This window comes from Rhizobium sp. BT-226 (assembly GCF_025847085.2).
Taxonomy (GTDB): Bacteria; Pseudomonadota; Alphaproteobacteria; order Rhizobiales; family Rhizobiaceae; genus Rhizobium; species Rhizobium sophorae.
Map to the genome: position 1 here is coordinate 1,131,704 of NZ_JAOYTI010000001.1, position 15,529 is coordinate 1,147,232.

At 57.4% G+C, this 15,529-nt stretch carries 17 protein-coding genes and 1 pseudogene; 11 read left to right on the top strand and 7 right to left on the bottom strand.

Annotated features, from left to right (window positions below):
• Positions 1 to 44 precede the first annotated feature (44 nt).
• Positions 45 to 977, top strand: coding sequence for a hypothetical protein (locus tag OIU37_RS05810; protein WP_171602973.1), 933 nt, complete (start codon positions 45 to 47; stop codon positions 975 to 977).
• A gap of 59 nt (positions 978 to 1,036) precedes the next feature.
• Here the strand turns inward: OIU37_RS05810 and OIU37_RS05815 are convergent, their stop codons facing one another.
• From OIU37_RS05815 to OIU37_RS05830, 4 genes are all read right to left on the bottom strand, one after another.
• On the bottom strand, positions 1,037 to 1,480 hold the full coding sequence (locus tag OIU37_RS05815) for an SRPBCC family protein (protein WP_168312623.1): 444 nt from the start codon (positions 1,478 to 1,480) through the stop codon (positions 1,037 to 1,039).
• A 114-nt stretch (positions 1,481 to 1,594) separates the two neighbouring features.
• Entirely contained in the window at positions 1,595 to 2,008 is a 414-nt protein-coding gene (locus OIU37_RS05820; RefSeq protein ID WP_171602974.1) for a GFA family protein, read from the bottom strand.
• Between the two features lie 179 nt (positions 2,009 to 2,187).
• Positions 2,188 to 2,880, bottom strand: a complete 693-nt coding sequence (locus tag OIU37_RS05825) for a type 1 glutamine amidotransferase domain-containing protein (protein ID WP_171602975.1) — start codon at positions 2,878 to 2,880, stop codon at positions 2,188 to 2,190.
• A 165-nt stretch (positions 2,881 to 3,045) separates the two neighbouring features.
• Positions 3,046 to 3,597 carry an alpha/beta fold hydrolase gene (locus tag OIU37_RS05830; RefSeq protein ID WP_171602976.1) on the bottom strand — a complete coding sequence of 184 codons (552 nt, stop codon included), beginning with the start codon at positions 3,595 to 3,597 and terminating at the stop codon, positions 3,046 to 3,048.
• 330 nt (positions 3,598 to 3,927) lie between these two features.
• On the opposite strand from OIU37_RS05830, the gene OIU37_RS05835 reads away from it, so the two are divergent.
• Complete coding sequence (locus OIU37_RS05835; RefSeq protein ID WP_180694727.1) at positions 3,928 to 4,410, top strand: DUF4168 domain-containing protein; 483 nt, start codon at positions 3,928 to 3,930, stop codon at positions 4,408 to 4,410.
• A gap of 176 nt (positions 4,411 to 4,586) precedes the next feature.
• Here the strand turns inward: OIU37_RS05835 and OIU37_RS05840 are convergent, their stop codons facing one another.
• Positions 4,587 to 4,973 carry an ectoine synthase gene (locus OIU37_RS05840; protein ID WP_130710439.1) on the bottom strand — a complete coding sequence of 129 codons (387 nt, stop codon included), beginning with the start codon at positions 4,971 to 4,973 and terminating at the stop codon, positions 4,587 to 4,589.
• Between the two features lie 130 nt (positions 4,974 to 5,103).
• Here OIU37_RS05840 and OIU37_RS05845 point away from each other — a divergent pair, with 130 nt between their 5' ends.
• From OIU37_RS05845 to OIU37_RS05880, 8 genes are all read left to right on the top strand, one after another.
• Positions 5,104 to 5,982, top strand: a complete 879-nt coding sequence (locus tag OIU37_RS05845; RefSeq protein ID WP_264256416.1) for a LysR substrate-binding domain-containing protein — start codon at positions 5,104 to 5,106, stop codon at positions 5,980 to 5,982.
• Positions 5,983 to 6,206: 224 nt separating this feature from the next.
• Complete coding sequence (locus OIU37_RS05850; RefSeq protein WP_264256417.1) at positions 6,207 to 7,862, top strand: bifunctional diguanylate cyclase/phosphodiesterase; 1,656 nt, start codon at positions 6,207 to 6,209, stop codon at positions 7,860 to 7,862.
• Between the two features lie 75 nt (positions 7,863 to 7,937).
• The gene (locus OIU37_RS05855) at positions 7,938 to 8,447 is read left to right on the top strand and encodes a hypothetical protein (protein ID WP_180694724.1); all 510 of its coding nucleotides are present in this window, start codon (positions 7,938 to 7,940) and stop codon (positions 8,445 to 8,447) included.
• Positions 8,444 to 9,616 (top strand): class I SAM-dependent methyltransferase, encoded by a 1,173-nt coding sequence (locus OIU37_RS05860; RefSeq protein WP_180694723.1) that lies wholly within the window; start codon positions 8,444 to 8,446, stop codon positions 9,614 to 9,616. Before OIU37_RS05855 ends, OIU37_RS05860 begins: the two co-directional genes overlap by 4 nt.
• Positions 9,613 to 11,976, top strand: a complete 2,364-nt coding sequence (locus OIU37_RS05865; protein WP_264256418.1) for a SpoIIE family protein phosphatase — start codon at positions 9,613 to 9,615, stop codon at positions 11,974 to 11,976. Before OIU37_RS05860 ends, OIU37_RS05865 begins: the two co-directional genes overlap by 4 nt.
• Positions 11,977 to 11,979: 3 nt before the next feature.
• On the top strand, positions 11,980 to 12,540 hold the full coding sequence (locus OIU37_RS05870; protein WP_264256420.1) for a hypothetical protein: 561 nt from the start codon (positions 11,980 to 11,982) through the stop codon (positions 12,538 to 12,540).
• 7 nt (positions 12,541 to 12,547) lie between these two features.
• Positions 12,548 to 12,886 (top strand): hypothetical protein, encoded by a 339-nt coding sequence (locus OIU37_RS05875; protein WP_017961073.1) that lies wholly within the window; start codon positions 12,548 to 12,550, stop codon positions 12,884 to 12,886.
• Positions 12,887 to 13,133: 247 nt separating this feature from the next.
• Complete coding sequence (locus OIU37_RS05880) at positions 13,134 to 13,778, top strand: hypothetical protein (protein ID WP_264257453.1); 645 nt, start codon at positions 13,134 to 13,136, stop codon at positions 13,776 to 13,778.
• 264 nt (positions 13,779 to 14,042) lie between these two features.
• On the opposite strand, the gene OIU37_RS05885 is transcribed toward OIU37_RS05880, so the two are convergent.
• The gene (locus tag OIU37_RS05885) at positions 14,043 to 14,456 is read right to left on the bottom strand and encodes a hypothetical protein (RefSeq protein WP_240602950.1); all 414 of its coding nucleotides are present in this window, start codon (positions 14,454 to 14,456) and stop codon (positions 14,043 to 14,045) included.
• A gap of 138 nt (positions 14,457 to 14,594) precedes the next feature.
• Here OIU37_RS05885 and OIU37_RS05890 point away from each other — a divergent pair, with 138 nt between their 5' ends.
• Entirely contained in the window at positions 14,595 to 15,197 is a 603-nt protein-coding gene (locus OIU37_RS05890; RefSeq protein WP_264257454.1) for a hypothetical protein, read from the top strand.
• Positions 15,198 to 15,333: 136 nt separating this feature from the next.
• Here the strand turns inward: OIU37_RS05890 and OIU37_RS05895 are convergent.
• Positions 15,334 to 15,438, bottom strand: a pseudogene (locus OIU37_RS05895) (dihydrofolate reductase); the annotation flags it as partial.
• Positions 15,439 to 15,529 lie beyond the last annotated feature (91 nt).

A 15,529-nucleotide genomic window follows, 5' to 3' on the forward strand; every position in this document is an offset into this window, starting at 1 on the left:
TCGGCCGCTGGGGATATGATCTTTGGGCGAAGGCGGAGGGGGACGTGGCATCCTATTCGATTGACGAGGCAATCCGGGAACTTGCCCCGGCTCTCGGCAAGGCGCCGGCCGGCGCGGTCAGCGGCGATTGGACCGCCACCACGATGCAGGCGGGGCACTCCTCCCGGACGGGCGGCTACCTCGATGCCGAGGGAAAGCATGTCCCGGAGGATTCCAGGCATCCGCTCGACATCATCGCGGATGTCGTCGAAAAGCTCGAAGCCTCAGAGGTGCCGCGTTTCAACAAGGTGGTGATCCGCTGGAAGAAGCCGAAATTTCCGTTCATGCAGGCGAAGATCACGCTCGAAACCAGCTATGACCAGACGATCGTGCCGCGCGGCCCCGACGACCCGATCTACGAGACCGCTGCAGCTGTCCGGCGCGTCTTCTGGCAGAGCCGTGGCACGCTGCAGGAGGACTTTGCCGTCGAGCGCGCAACGACCAATATCTATGCCCAGACAAAATGGTTCGGCCCGCATCGCCGCATCCTCACCATCCATGCGCCGGGAAGGCTGACGCTGGTCACCGACGGGCTGTCGACCCCTTGGGCCGGCATATCCGAGCCGGAGAACGGCGTCGAATGCGAGCTTTTCATGGAATTCGATGCCGAGACACTGGATGCGGCCGGGATCGAAAACTGGGCGAACCTGCTGATCAACATCGGAGACCTCGTGGCAGACGGTTATCGTGTAGCCCGCGATGTCGAGAAGCACGGGGCCATCCTGTTCTGCCGGCTGACCGAGGATTACCGCCCGATGACCCGCATCATGCTGAGCCGCGACGCCGGGCGCATCGACGGCCTGCCTTTCGGCTCCGTGCCGCTGATCCGGGCAACGCCGATCGCCGAAACCGAAATCGACGGGCAGGACCTTTCCGACGACTGGGGCGCTGCGGCCGCCCGCAACGCGCTCGCCAAACGCGGCATGAGGATTGATTGATGTCGCCGATGCCGGCGCCAATGCCGGGCAATTATCGCCCGGCCGGCGCGGTCCTCACGCTATTCCTGGATGTCGGGTTCGACGACCCTGGCGAGGTTTTGCAGTGACTCCTGCCAGCCGAGATAGCAAGCCTCGGGCGGAATGACGTCAGGCACGCCTGCCTGTACGATATCCACCTCGGTGCCGACCGAAACCTTCTTCAGCGTCACGGTGACTTCCATTTCGCCCGGCAGGTTGGGGTCGTCGAACCTGTCGGTGTAGCGCAGGCGTTCGCCGGGGACGAGCTCGAGATACTCGCCGCCGAAGGCGTGGCTATTGCCCGTCGTGAAGTTGCGGAAAGACATTCTGAACGTGCCGCCGACGACCGGCTCCGAATGATGCACGGTGCAGAGAAAGCCGTTCGGCGGAAGCCACTTGGCAAGCGCGTCGGCCTCCAGGAATGCGCGGTAGACTTTCTCCGGGCTGGTCGCCAGAACGCGGTGCAAGCGTATGGTACTCGGCATGGTCGTGATCCTTTCTGGATTTATGGAATGGACGAACCTAGGACGGGCGTGGCTTGGCTGATCCGACACCGGATCGAATTTTTCTTCAAGAAAAATTGCTCGGGCTATGGCGGCTCAGCCGGGCATGCCATCGAACTGCGGAACATCGAGCGGTCTTGCCCAGGCCAGCCGCCGCCTGGTGAACATCTCGACCCCCGGTTTGATCAGTTCGGGCCGGTCCAGGCTGCCGAGCGTCACGAAGACGAGGCCCGGGAAGCTCTCCAGGTTGCTGCTGAACAATCGGGCGCCGCAATCGGGGCAAAAGTTGCGGTCGAGCCCCTTGCCTGAATCGGCGATATAATGAAACGCCTTCGGGCTGCCGCCGATCACGGTGAAATCTTCCTGCGGCACGGCGAAGAACGTCGCGGCCTCGCCGCCCGTCGCCCTCTTACAGTCCAGGCAATGGCAGTTGGCGACGAAGTTCGGGTCCGTGTCGAAGGCAAATCTCACTGCGCCGCAAGCGCATTGTCCCGTATATTTCCCCGTCATGTCAGGCGCCTCTCATCCCATGTTCGAACTTTTGCGTTGGCTCTCCACGGCCTTAGATCGCCGAGCGTCCCTGCGGACGCACAAGGACGCTCTAACTCTTTGAATCGACACGTGGGCACGAGCCGAGTGAGGAAATCTCGCCTCCCCGTGGGTGGCCATCGTGCCCAAGGCCGAAGCCCTTAAGCCGCGGCCTGCTTTCTCAAGGTGTCGAGCAGCGTCCGGGCGCCCTGTTTTGACGAAGCCGGGTTTTGGCCGGTGATCAGCAGGCCATCCTGGACGACATGCACGCCCCAATCCCCCGTCTTCGAAAACTTTGCGCCCTGCTCCTTCAGCACGTCCTCGAGCAGATAGGGAACGACCTCGACGAGGTGCATGGCTTCTTCTTCGGAATCGGTGAATCCCGTGACGGCACGACCCTTGGCGATGGGCTTTCCATCCGCTGCCTTCACATTCGTCAGGATTCCCGGTGCGTGGCAAACGAGCGCCACGGGTTTTCCCGCCGCAAGCATATCCTCGATGAGCGACAGCGCATTGCGGTCGTTCGTCAGATCCCAAAGCGGGCCGTGCCCGCCGGGGAAGAACACGCTGTCATAGTCCGCCTGCTTGATGTCGGACAGCCTCAGGGTGTTGGCGAGCGCAGCAGTTGCCGCCTGGTCTCGCTCGAACCGTCGCGTGTCTTCCGTCTGGAATGCCGATTCGTTGCTCTTCGGATCGAGTGGAGGCTGGCCGCCCTTCGGCGAAGCGAGCGTGATGTCGGCCCCGGCGCCACGGAAAACAAAGTAAGGGGCGGCGAGTTCCTCGAGCCAGAAACCCGTCTTCCTGCCGGTGTTTCCCAGTTGATCATGCGATGTGAGAACCATGAGAATTTTCATTGCTCAGCTCCTTCAAAGCCGGCCGGCGGACAACGCCGTCGGCATCCGGTTTTACGGTGAATACTGCCTGCAGATCTCATGCTGAAACGGGTGAGCACATAGAGCGGCTCCGCTGGGAAACAAGCTTTCTCGCGTGATGTTTGATAGAATTGCTTAAGTGAAAGCCTAACAAAACGAAACGATATCTCGGGCGACCTCGCTCATGTCATCATTGAACTGGTGATCCCTGCCGTCTAGCGTGCGGACCACGGCGTGCGGAATCGCTTTCGCGTACAGATGGACGTGAGCCGTGGGCACCTCGTCGTCATCAGTCCCATGATAGAGACGGACGGGAAGGCCGGGCGGAAGGGACCCCGAGAAATCCTCGGCATCGCCGATGTCATCGCTCGGCCATCCGCCTTCGCCGATGAAGGGTGCGGCGATGAGAAATAGCCCGCCCAACCTCGGTGTCGGCGGCTGCTCGGCAAGCGCATGGATCAAGATGGTGCCGCCGAACGAATGGCCGACGAGCATTGCTCCGTCTTCCAATGAGGCAAATTCCTTCATCAGCGCAGCCTTCCAGGCAGAGAAGCTGGGATTGTCTTCGCCGGGCATTCGGGGATAGCGGACAACATAGTTTCCGCCGAGCTCGCGCTTAAGGCTCGCCACGAGCTTGTCATCCCAGTGGTCATGGACACCTTCGCCGGCGCCTTGGACGAAGAGAACCTGTTTGATCATCCCATCAGCTTATTCTCCGCAGCAGACGCAGACAAGATTGGGCAGTTGCCGTGACACCGGCATTGGCTCCCCCGCCCCCTCGCAAAGGCGCACCGCGCTTGCAAAGGACGGTCTGAGAACCCCAGGCTGACCGGCTCGCGTTGGAATTTCCCGTATCAGTCGAATGCCGACGGCCACAAAGCCGCCGCTCAATCGTCAGCAAATCGCCCCGTTACCGCCGCACCGTGCCCTCTTAAAGGTTCCATCGTCGCGACCTCGCCCAGCCTTTGAGTGGCTGAGCGATCGACCGAGGCGGTCTTGCTGCCAATCAAATCATGCACTTGAAGAGGAATGAATATGATCACTCGTTACACATCTGTCGCAGCATTGAGCGCGACAGTCTTCAGTCTGCTTGCTTTCAGCCCGGCATCCGCTGTCGACATGGCCCAGGCGCAACAGCAGCCGGCACAGGCGCAGCCGCCGGCGCAAGGCCAGACACCGATGCAGGGACAGCCCGGCGGCAACGGTGCGGCCGCCCCCGTCAGCGATCAGAAAATCGAAGCCTTCGCCGTTGCCTATCTGCAGGTCGACAAGGTGAGACAGGAATATTCAGCCAAGATCGGCGCGACCAAGGACGAGGCTGCCAAGCAACAGCTGCAGGAGGAGGCCAAGAAGCAGATGGTCGATACCGTCCAAGCTTCTCCCGACATCTCCGTCGAGGAATACTCGTCGATCCTGACGGCCGCCCAGAGCGACCCTGCTCTGGCCAAGAAGGTTCTGGAAAAGATCGGCACGCCGCCGCCGGGCCAGCAACAACAACAGCCGCAGCAATAGGCTGCGCGCAGCGCTTAAGTCGCCACGAATAGGGTGCGGATGCCTTGCCGTTCGCGCCGGAAGCAGCGCCCGCCATTTGCCGGGCCCTGCTTTCCATCTCGGCAGTCGACGAAGAGATCGGCTAGAAGAGGATGTCGTCCGAAAACCGCTCACACTTTTCGGCATCATGCTCTCGTTCAGTATTGCGATCCGCTCTTATTGTTCAGGTCGTGCCGTTCGGTGCCCGTCAGCGGCGGGTTGAAGATGCTGACGAGAACGAGATCCTGATCCTTGCCGCCGCGCAGATAATGCCGGTCGTGCTTGTCGAGCACGTAGATATCGCCGGCGCGGATCGGAAAGACGTTGCCGTCCATATCCTCCACTTCGCCCTCGCCTCTGATGCAATAGCAGGCCTCCAGGTGATTGCGGTATTGAAGCAGGGCCTCGCTATTGGCGCGAACGACGGTATGGCACACCGTAAAGCCCATGCCGTCGTCCTTGGTCAGCAGCCGATGGCTCGTGCCGTTTCCCCAGTCGACGAAACGCTCGGTGAGCTCCACCTCTTTCAGATTTCTGACGAACATCGTCGATTCCCCTGATAATTTATTAAAGATGCAGCGATGATTCATTTTCATCGCCCCCACCAATTAGCTATTGAAATAACTGGCATTTTCAAATGATGATTTCTGCGTCATCTGTGAGGAAATTTTACAAATGCAGTTGCCGCCGTTAAACGCTTTGCGCGCTTTCGAAGCCACGGCCCGCCTGATGAGCCTTTCGAAGGCGGGCGACGAGCTGCACGTCACTCACGCGGCGATCAGCCATCAGATCAAGCATCTGGAAACCTGGCTCGGCCGCAAGCTGATGCAGAAATCGGGCCGCGGCATTACGCTGACCGCAGCCGGCGGCGAATATTACCGGGCCGTCTCCGGACCGCTGGCGGCGATCGCGCATGCGACCGGCAGTATGCGGCGCGATCACGACATGCGCACCATCACCGTCGGCTGCATTCCCTCGATCGCATCGCGCTGGCTCGTCCCTGCCCTGCCCGCCTTCCAGGAAAGCGACCCCGATCTCGACGTCAGGATCGTCTATGCCCGCGCCGAAGAACGCTTCGACGACGAGAGCCTCGACGTGCTGATCACCATGGGCGAGGATCTGAGCGGCGGCAGGGAAAGCCGCTTGCTCTTCTCCCGCCGCAACCAGCCTGTCGCCAGCCCCCATTACCTCGCCAAACGCAACTGGGCGATCGACGACGTCTCGCTCGCCGGCGCCGACCTGCTGCACGACGAATCCGTCGACGGCTGGAAGGAATGGTTCCGCAAGGCCGGCCAGAAAGCGCCGGAGCTGCTCCGCGGCCCGATATTCCAGGATTTCAACATGCTGGCGACTGCCGCGATCGCCGCCCACGGCGTGGCGCTCTGCCCTGTCGAAGTGTTCCGCCGCGAGATCGAACGCGGCGACCTGCTGGTGCTTTCCGATATCGCGACGGCAGAAAACCAAGGTTATTACGTCATATCGAACAGCTGGGCGAAAAAACCGGTCCGCCGCTTCATCGACTGGTTCATGACGGAGTGCGGATCGGGTGTGTGAGATCTCGTGTCCGCAGCCCATCGAAGGGTCGCCGCCGAGATGATGGATGCAGATAGGCAGCGATGATAGAGAGGCATTATGAGCCATCCGTGAGCGAATTGCGCAGCGGTTTGGGGGTTGTTAATCAGAAATGCCTAATGTAAATTTCAGCGTGCGCAAGTTGTGTGGGAGTCGAACTGCTACGATATCTGGTTAGGACATTTGGCCTAGGGAGAGCCTCAAACATGCGGAAAATTCGTGCGGCCCCCTCGGCCCTCGGACAAACGGAGGCAAAAGCTTTGAGCTCGATCGATCGGCTTTTGTTCTTTGACCGCGACTTCAATCCCGTCGAGAATTTGCTGGGCAACGAGTTGCCTGCTTCTGTCAAACCAGCAGCGTCGTTTTGGGAGCATTTTCCAGATTTGGACAAATCGGCGATTACGCTCGCCCTCCGTTCATTGGGCGACAGTGCCCAGCCTTTGCGAATATCGGGTGATCTTGGCACGCCAGTGTCGCACGGACTGACGATCTATCGGATCGGAGATCTGTTTGCCGTGGTTCGGTCCGAGGAAAGTCTTGACGATGAGCGTGCAACCCTTTTGCATCTGGCCACCCACGATCCGCTGACCGGACTGCCGAACCGACGCCAGTTCGGCGAAGACCTGACTGTGTTGCTACGGGAGACCGCAGGCTCTGATGAGATCCTGTCTCTGATGCAACTCGACCTTGACGATTTCAAGCCCGTGAACGACACGCTTGGGCACCCGGCTGGCGACAAGGTTCTTCAATCTGCTGCAAGGCGTATTCAAGGCTGCCTAACCAGCGATGACAGAGCCTATCGACTGGCGGGTGACGAATTCACCGTCATTTCCTTGGGCTCGGGACATCCGGCCAAAGGGCACCAACTAGCAGAAGATTTGGTTGCTGCATTCAAAAAGCCCTTCACGATAGATGGCATTGCGGTATTCGTCGGCACCAGCATCGGCATATCTGCCGCTCCATCGGACGGTACAAGTCCAGAGCAGCTTATGAAAGCGTCCGACCTCGCACTCTATGCCGCCAAGAAAGACGGACGCGGCCGGGCAAAAGCATTTGATCCCTCGATGCTTGAATCGCTGGAGCAACGCGAACTGCTGCGCCGCAGCCTTCGCATGGCCTTGGCCCAACAGCAGTTCTCTGTCGAGTACCAACCCATCGCCGAGAGCGGCTGCGTTGTCGGCTTCGAAGCATTGCTGAGATGGCACCACCCCCTGCTTGGAAAAATTCCGCCAGCGGCATTTATCCCGATGGCCGAGGCCGATGGAATGATGCCGGAAATAGGTGCGTGGGTTTTAGAGCAGGCCTGCCGCGAGGCGATGAAGTGGCCGCAGAACTACCTAGTTGCGGTCAATTTGTCCGCGGCTGAATTCCTGACAAGCGGCCTCACCGATCGGGTATCCCAGACGCTCGACCTAGTCGGCTTGCCACCCGACCGTCTGGAGCTTGAGATAACCGAAAGCGTGCTGCTTGAGCGCACCGTCAACAACATCGACACCCTGAATACTCTCAACGTGCTGGGGATAAGAATCTCGCTTGATGATTTCGGGACCGAATATTCTTCGCTCAGCTATCTGAAGACATTCCCTTTCGACACGATCAAAATCGACAAATATTTTATCACCGACCTCGAAAGCGATCTGAAAAGCCAGGCAATCGTCCGCTGCATCGTTAACCTCGCACATGACCTCGACATGCAGGTGACAGCCGAAGGAGTTGAGACGCCAGGCCAGGCGGAATGGTTGCGCGGTGTGGGCTGCGACAGGCTTCAAGGCTATTTGGTGAGCAGGCCGCTTCCAGTCGAAGCCATTGACGAGTTCATCACCCGGGCGGAAACATCCCTAAGCCACGCCCTACAGCAGTGAACAACCGATTTCGCCGTGTTTTTCGTGATTGGCATGCATCAACCTGACGCCGCAGGCAAACGAATGGAGGGTCTATTGGAAGAGGAAGCACCTGGCTTCGATGACCATGCATTTGCGCCGATGGTATCGCTGGAAATGAACGTTGCGATGTTCAAATCTCGATGGCAGTTTTGCGACCGGATTACGGAATATCTCTCGGACATTCTCGGCCAGGGTCACCACGATCCCGCTCGATATTCGAATTTTCTTTCCGTCGCGGCCAACGAGCTCATTGAGCTCGCTTTCCGTTCAACAAGTGACCTGGGAAGGATACGTTTCAGTCTCTATCGGAGCGCGGCATTCAATCGGCTGAGAATTGCGTTCCCCGGCGAGGAAGCATTTGGCCGCAAACACACGAATGCGAGATCAGCCGAATACCTGCCTGTCCCCGATACCGAGTCTGGATACTTGGTCATGAAATCCGATGGGACGGTTTTGCTCAGCGATTTGGCAACAATATTCCGCGCCGCTATCCGAATTGAGAAAGACGGCGGACAAGGGATTCAGATCATTGCGGATTTCCCCTCGGCCGAGGACTTCCGATGAACCTGCTGCTGCGACCCTTTACGGTTTATTTTGATCCGACAAATCAGGAGCTGGTGCTGTCTGGCAAGATGCGGCCCGAAAGTCCCGCCGAGATTGGCGATGCGCTCGAGCTGGTGCAGCAAAGTTTGGGAAAATACGGCGGGGTCGTTTACCTCAACGTCAAACGTCTGACGCACATCAACATGACCGCCTTCGCCGCCCTGTCCGATGTTCTCGCGGCAAGCTGCCGGACCAGACCGGAGCGGAAGATCGTCATCATTACGTCGAGCGTGGTGGCATGGTCGACCTCGTTATTCCAAACGCTTGCGGCATCACAACCAAACTTGTCGGTCGAGGTCTACGATTCGGCATTCTATCCGGGCCAGAGCTTTGTCGAGGATGAGACTTTCATTCCCATTCTCCGTACCCAGACGAAAATGACATGGAGGCACGAACGCGAATTGCTGCCGCGCCACGGCCTGCGCAGCGGTCTTGTCATCGCCGATATCTGTTGCGGAATAGGTGATTTCGCGGCCTTGGTTCAACGGGAATTTAAACCGGCACGCCTTGTCGCACTGGATCATTCGGTGCGCAGCCTCGAATATGCGCGCAGGGTCGCCACCGACTTCGATCTGCAGGGAATCGAATACACCTATGGTGACGCTTCCCAAATGCTGCTGCGAGACAATCAATTCGACTTTGTGACCTGCCGTCATTCGCTGCAGATTTTCAACCGTCCCGAGATGCTCCTGCGGGAGCTTTACCGCATCTGCAAGCCTGGCGGCCGTGTCTACATCACGAACGAAAAAAACTCGCATTGTCTCGGCGAGCCGCATGCTGATTCCATAAAATGGACTTACGAAGAAGTCGCCAAACTGTTCAAGCACTTCGACATGGATGTCGAGATGGGGCCGAAAAGCCGCCACCTCCTCGCCGATGCAGGGTTCGATAACATCAAGGTTGATTCCTTTATGGTCACGAATCTTGACGGAGATCCCCAGGACTTCGCAGACATCATCGAAGCTTGGGAAAATGTCTACGCGGGTGAGATGGCCGTTCGACGGGGCGACTCGTCAGATTTCATTCGCAGGTTCCGGCAAGGATTCAAAGATCATGTCTTTGCTGCGCTTCACCCCAAGGGTTATGCAGGCTGGCCGATCTGGGCAGCTTCCGGCCGAAAGCCGCTGTGATGGACGGGAGCTCCTCGAAAAGACCGGCAAGACTAGGCTCGTTTCGGGCGAAGTTCATCTTGGTCGTCGGTGGAGCCGTTCTCTTTGACTTGCTGGTCAGCGGTGGACTGGCGCTTTGGAACGTTCAGAGGTTGTCGCGCGACGCGACCCTCGAAGTCGGGCAGGGTCTTGAAGCAGCAAGCCAGGAATACATCCGCACATATGCCGATTCCACCGCGGCACAGGTGAGTCTGCTCCTGAGGCAGGTTCATAACGATGTCGGCACCTTGGCGGGTGTGCTCCAGGCGCAGATCGACGATCCCGAGCGCAATTCCGACGTCGGCGCGGCGATCGCCCGCACATCTCCCGGCAGCGTCAGCCTTGTTTACGACGAGAAGGGAAAATGGTCTCAGAACCTGCCCGGCTCCGCTTCGGTTGTGAGCGTCTGGGGTTACTTGCTCGGACCTGACCATCGGCCGAAACCCGACATCCAGCGCGATCTAGAGACGAGCGCGGTTCTCGACATCGTTGCGCCGAGCCTGCTGCAGCACGGCGCTTCCAAGCTGCAGATGTACTACATCGGACCGAAAGAACGGCCAATCTTCAGGACGGCGCCTTACACAGACCAGGCTCAAACCTTCGATCGCCTTTATTCGGGGCACAACGAAGCCGATTTCTGGGACTTCTTTTTCCCCGGGCTTTACGAGTCCTGGCAGAGCTGGGCCAAGGACGCGAAAACGCGGCCGGTCGCCGACGATATCACGCAGACCGCTCCATATACCGATGCCATTACCGGAAAGCTGATCGTCAGTTTCTTTCATCCATTGTGGACAGCCGACCGGCAGGATGTCGCCGGGACGGCTGGCGCGGACATCACACTCGACCAGCTCGCGCAGATTGTTGAGAATGTGAAAGTGGCCCAGTCCGGCTTTGGATTTCTCGCAATGTCCGACGGAAACGTTGTGGCGATCAACAGCACAGGAGAAAAAACCCTCGGTCTGCGTTCTGCGAGCGATGCGAGCGGAGCCAGCGCCTTGACCGGCCTGGAGCGCTCCCTGAAGGGAAGCTCCCAGCCTGCGATAGCAAAACTGGCCCTTGATCGCGAACTGGGCATCCAACATTTGTTGTTGCAGCAGGAGGGTAACGAGGTCCCCTATATCGTTATCGTCAAGAAACTCCCCGCGACCAATCTCTGGTCCAGCGGCCCGGTTCGGCAGGAGGCGATGTCTCTTGGAGTAGTTGTGCCTGAACGAGAAATCCAGGCCTCCCTCTATGCGGCCCAAGCCAAAATTTCGGAAGCTACCAACCGGATCGTGATCTACCAAATCCTGGCGATCCTAATGTCACTGCTTGTTGTGGCTATAGCAGTAATTGCGGTTTCGAAACGAATAACGAGCGGAATCAGTGCACTTGCAGATGCCGCCAAGCGGATTCAGGCGAAGGATTATTCGGTCAGGGTGGCCATCGCCAGCAAAGATGAGGTCGGAGAGGCCGGTGAAGCATTCAATCGGATGGCCGAGGAGATCAGCTATCACACGGAAAATCTCGAACAGCTCGTCGAGGAGCGAACCGCTCAGATCGAGGATGCCAAGGAAGAGATTTCGACCCTGAACGCACAGCTCCAGCGAGAAAATAGACGTCTTGGAACAGAGCTGGCCGTCGCCGAGAGAATCCAGCTCATGGTTCTTCCGCTGCATCAGGAGCTTGAGGACTTTCAGGCGCTCGAGATCGCCGCCTATATGAGACCTGCGGAAGAAGTCGGCGGCGATTATTATGACGTATTGAAGAACGGAAGCCGGTTGAAGATCGGCATCGGCGACGTCACCGGACATGGGCTCGAAAGCGGCGTGTTGATGTTGATGGTTCAGTCCGTCGCCCGTGCCCTGCAGGAAGCGGGAAACACCGATGCCGTCAAATTTCTCACGAACCTGAACAGCGCCTTGTTCAAAAATATAGTGAGGACGAAAATCGACAAACATCTCACTCTGGCGTTTCTTGACTACGACGGAAAAGAGATGATCCTGTCGGGACAACACGAGGAAGTTGTCGTCGTGCGGGCAAACGGTGAGATCGAACGCATAGACACCATGGATCTGGGGATACCGATCGGGCTGGAAGCCGATATTTCCGCGTTCATTAAAACCCGCGAAATAGCGTTCGAGAAGGGGGACCTCATACTCCTGCATACGGATGGTGTGACAGAAGCCGAAAACGACGCTGGAGAACTCTTTGGCATCGAACGTCTGTGCCGCGAAGCACTGCGCCTGAAGGATCAAAGCGCCGAGAAAGTCGTTTCCGGAATTGTAGCGACATTGATGCTCTTCATCGGATCGCAGAAGATTTACGACGACATCACGCTTCTCGCAGTGCGACATAGGTGAGACATGACGCCAACGGTATATGGTATCGAATCTCTGGCGGGCATAAGCTTGGATTCAAGTACTCGCCTCACCTTAAGCGACGGACCGCTTCAGCTTGGATGGAAGCATTCAGGAATGACTTCGGACTTTATAGCGGAGGTCATGGCTCTGCGATATTCTCGTTCAAGAAAAGACTATGTGCAGGCGCATCATGACATCGGATATCTCAGCAATGAGTTGATCGAAAATGCCGTTAAGTTTCGACAGCCTGGGGAGATCCTCATTGAAGCCGGCATATTCGACGGTACTTTTTTCATTAGGGTGAAGAACACGATCGATGGCGTGACATCCTTTCGCTTTCAGCAACTGCTGCATCGCCTTCAATCGAGGGACCCCGGGGAACTTCTTCTTGAGCAAATCGAAACCAATGCCATATCGGCAGAAAGCGGTTCGGGCTTGGGGTTGCTTACCCTTCTGAGCGACTACGACGCAAAAATGGCATGGGCATTCGAAGGCAATAATGACGAGCGTATCATACTGACGACGACTGCAGCTGTGGCGATGCCGCCCTCCTCCAATCTGTGAGCGAAGAATGGAAATCAGCGACGAAAACTTCCGTGTATGGGCTGAGAAAAACGAGGTCTATTTCGATGGCGTGTTCCGGCTGGCGGGACCGGACGCCTATGCGCCCATTTACTCATTGATATCAGGCCTGCTCCATGAGGGGCACAAACAGGTGACGTTCAACCTGACGGGTCTCGAGTTCCTCAATTCCTCTGGCATAAATCTCCTGGCCAAGCTGACGATCGAAGCCAGAAAGATGGGCGACCTCCTGCTCGTCGTCAAAGGCACCAGCCAATATCCTTGGCAAGCGAAATCCCTGCCGAATCTCAAGAAATTACACCCGCTTGTCGATCTGCGCTTGGCGTAATTTCTCCTTCGGCCCAATCGGGACGCTTGCGTGAAAGCATCAGTCTTCGCTTACCGCACAGATATCGCCTCACGCCGGCGCCCGGCTGATGATGTGGATTTGTTAAGTATTTCAATTTGTTTAGGACCATAGTCCGACCGACATCGGACCTCGGACCGATGTGGAAGATGCAATCAAGGTCTAACCTCTGACCTCTCAAGCGCGATGCACCGACACCGCGTTTGATGATCCGATCCGGAGGAAAATGATGCGGATAGCAACTTTGGCGTCCTTGGCCGCACTCTCGCTGGCCCTTGCAGCAAGCCCGGCAACCATTGCAGGCTTCGACATAACAGTGCTCGCAAAGGACGGCGGCAACAGCGGCGGAAATGGTGGTGGCAACGGCGGCGGCAACGGAAACAGCGGCAGCCACGGCAGCAGCAACCAGGGCAGTGGTTCAAACCATCGCAGCGGTGCAACCCATGGCAGCGCCAAATCCTCAGGCGTGAAAGGCAAATCCACCGAAGCAGGCAGCAAGTCCAAGGCTGACAAGACCAAAACCGTCACGAAAGAGAAAAACCTGTCGGCGCAACTTGCGGGCCTGAACTCTCTGAAGCGGAATTACAAGGCGTTGATGCATACGTCGGACCCACGCATGACCGCCATCGCGGCCTATGCCGTGGCTTATGCCCAATACGAACTCGACAATGGAACCGAGCCCGCACCCGATGACCCTCTGTTGGGGGACGAGGCGCTGGAGGACGCATTGGCTTCCGCAACGAAAACCGGTGAAGTCAGTCCGGCGGTTCTGAACCAGGCCAAAACCATTCTCGGGGTTGGCGACGCAAATGGGAAGATCGATCAAATTCGCACCTCGCTGGAGAACGCCGCGCCGGCGACATCAGACGAATAGCCGCGAATTCAGGTGCGAGCAGTGTGGAGCTGACAAGTATAGCTCCGCACTAAACTAAGAGAGCATTTCCGTTTTGTTTGAGTGCGGAAATGCTCTTTTTTTGCAATTTCCCCACAGTCCCAATTGCCCCGGCGGCTCTAATTCCCTCGGCGACCCCAGCCTTCCTCATCGGCCTTTACGCATCGGCCAGCTCAGCTTTCAGATCGGCAAACGCCTCTTTCACATGGTCAGCGCCGGCCTGGTTCAGCATCATACTGCTAGCCTTTATTTGCTCATTCTGCCGATGACTCTCACGATGGTGCGTTTATCCTTCGCTCCAGATATCTCTGCTAAGCCGCATCTTGGCTGTACGATCACATAGTCCGCTTCGGCAGATCCACTCCGCCGCAAGGCGACGATAGCATCTTTGGGGCCATTCCAGCGATCAGGGACATTCGAATGCTCCCAGATGGCAGAGAGTTCCCCATGTCCGGCACTGCCCTTCAAAATCTCCCTTACCTCGAACGTCACCCGCGCCTTCGAATGCATCTTCAGGACTTCATAGTTGATGAAAGTCCCGCGGATGATGACATCAGCCTCGAACAGACCAGAGAAAACTAGCCGGGGCACCGCGCAAGCATGCGCACTCGCCAGAGCAGTGAAAATGAACAGCAAGGTTGTCGTAAGCAGCTGTTTCATTCCACAATCCTATCCCCAAAACACATTTGTGCTGAAGCCTCATGAAACACTACGCCGTGGCGATGCCGGGACGGCTTGACCAAGATGGAGCAATTTCATCCCAGCATGGTAGCGGATTTGGATAAGGGGGTACCTCGAATGTCAATCTTGCTAAGAAGTTTGTCGCTACTGGTCGGAATAACTTTAGCGGTGCCAGCCTTTGGCAATTGCTTAACCGCCAATGAGACCAAACAGGGCGTGCTGCTGACCAGAGAAGTGCCTTTCCTTTCCCTATTCTACAAGCCGGACGGTCCGCGTCTCACCGAACAAAAGCTGGTGGAGCGTAACCGTTCACTGCAGCCGGTGTCGGCTGTATATCTGCACCCCTTGCTCGTCGAAAAGAGAGTTGGTCCCAACGGGAAGCATGAGCTGAAATACGCGAATGCGATTGCGTTGGACGATCTGCCACAGAAGAAGAACTGGCAATCCGACACGACGCTTTTCATCAATGGCAAAAAATCCGTTTCGGGCACGACTGTTATTCGGTTCGACGGCTTGGGAGAGGAACCGATTTCATCTTGTTCCTACAAGGTTTGGGCCATTAACAGCCGTCTGGAACTGACAGGATTGCCTCCGATTATTTTCGAACAATACTATTCCCCCGAGCTTCATCTCGTTCTTCGTTCGGTAAGGCTGAGCCCCTCCAACCAGCCGTTGAGCGAAGTTCGATTTGATCGGTTCGAAGTTGGCTGGGGCAACTGATTGATCGTGAGATCCCGTTGCCAGCACACTCGACACACTGTCACATATCGCCCTTAGGCACGCCGCAACCTCACCCTCCAGCTCCAGCCTCCCTCTCACCGGCTTCTTCCCATCCAGCAAATCCCGCCCGGCCGGCACGCCACGCCGCCGCGAAGGCCTGCTCCTCCGCACTCCATTCAGGAAGATTGTCATCCCAGTAACGCATGATCTCATACATCTTGCGACCATGCACACTGCCCGCCACGAGGAAGAAATCCGCAATTGCTCGTGACGCACTGACAACGACGAAAACTGTGATTATCCGCCGTAACCCCTGCGTGAATTATTGTCGG